Source organism: Pantoea sp. FN0305, from assembly GCF_050113845.1.
Taxonomy (GTDB): Bacteria; Pseudomonadota; Gammaproteobacteria; order Enterobacterales; family Enterobacteriaceae; genus Mixta; species Mixta alhagi.
The window spans coordinates 1-1,589 of the sequence record NZ_JBNJSN010000022.1; the positions used below are offsets into that span (position 1 = coordinate 1).

General features: G+C 55.6%; 2 rRNA genes. Both read left to right on the forward strand.

The window, feature by feature from the left end:
• A 23S ribosomal RNA gene (locus ACQE3Y_RS20470) occupies positions 1–1,372 on the forward strand; the annotation flags it as partial.
• Positions 1,373–1,469: 97 nt separating this feature from the next.
• A 5S ribosomal RNA gene (rrf, locus tag ACQE3Y_RS20475) occupies positions 1,470–1,585 on the forward strand.
• Positions 1,586–1,589 lie beyond the last annotated feature (4 nt).

Here is a 1,589-nt window from a genome sequence, read left to right on the forward strand (position 1 = left end):
ACGGTGCTGAAGCAACAAATGCCCTGCTTCCAGGAAAAGCCTCTAAGCATCAGGTAACAACGAATCGTACCCCAAACCGACACAGGTGGTCAGGTAGAGAATACCAAGGCGCTTGAGAGAACTCGGGTGAAGGAACTAGGCAAAATGGTGCCGTAACTTCGGGAGAAGGCACGCTGGCGCGTAGGTGGAGGGACCTGCTCCCCGAGCCGAAGCCAGTCGAAGATACCAGCTGGCTGCAACTGTTTATTAAAAACACAGCACTGTGCAAACACGAAAGTGGACGTATACGGTGTGACGCCTGCCCGGTGCCGGAAGGTTAATTGATGGGGTTAAGGGCAACCTGAAGCTCCTGATCGAAGCCCCGGTAAACGGCGGCCGTAACTATAACGGTCCTAAGGTAGCGAAATTCCTTGTCGGGTAAGTTCCGACCTGCACGAATGGCGTAATGATGGCCAGGCTGTCTCCACCCGAGACTCAGTGAAATTGAACTCGCTGTGAAGATGCAGTGTACCCGCGGCAAGACGGAAAGACCCCGTGAACCTTTACTACAGCTTGACACTGAACATTGAGCCTTGATGTGCAGGATAGGTGGGAGGCAGTGAAGTGCGGACGCCAGTTCGCACGGAGCCATCCTTGAAATACCACCCTTTAATGTTTGATGTTCTAACCTGGCGCCGTAATCCGGCGTGGGGACAGTGTCTGGTGGGTAGTTTGACTGGGGCGGTCTCCTCCCAAAGTGTAACGGAGGAGTACGAAGGTCAGCTAATCACGGTCGGACATCGTGAGGTTAGTGCAATGGCATAAGCTGGCTTGACTGCGAGAGTGACGGTTCGAGCAGGTGCGAAAGCAGGTCATAGTGATCCGGTGGTTCTGAATGGAAGGGCCATCGCTCAACGGATAAAAGGTACTCCGGGGATAACAGGCTGATACCGCCCAAGAGTTCATATCGACGGCGGTGTTTGGCACCTCGATGTCGGCTCATCACATCCTGGGGCTGAAGTAGGTCCCAAGGGTATGGCTGTTCGCCATTTAAAGTGGTACGCGAGCTGGGTTTAGAACGTCGTGAGACAGTTCGGTCCCTATCTGCCGTGGGCGCTGGAAGACTGAGAGGGGTTGCTCCTAGTACGAGAGGACCGGAGTGAACGCACCGCTGGTGTTCGGGTTGTCATGCCAATGGCACTGCCCGGTAGCTAAGTGCGGAAGAGATAAGTGCTGAAAGCATCTAAGCACGAAACTTGCCTCGAGATGAGTCTTCCCTGGGGCCCTGAGCCCCCTGAAGGGACGTTGAAGACGACGACGTTGATAGGCCGGGTGTGTAAGCGCAGCGATGCGTTGAGCTAACCGGTACTAATGACCCGTGAGGCTTAACCTTACAACGCCGGAAGCGTTTTGGGGAATTGAGAATTTTCAGTGTTGTTGACGGATACGCGTGCGTGGCCCCTGCGGGCGGCGTGCGGAAACAGAATTTGCCTGGCGGCGAGAGCGCGGTGGTCCCACCTGACCCCATGCCGAACTCAGAAGTGAAACGCCGCAGCGCCGATGGTAGTGTGGGGCCTCCCCATGCGAGAGTAGGGAACTGCCAGGCATCA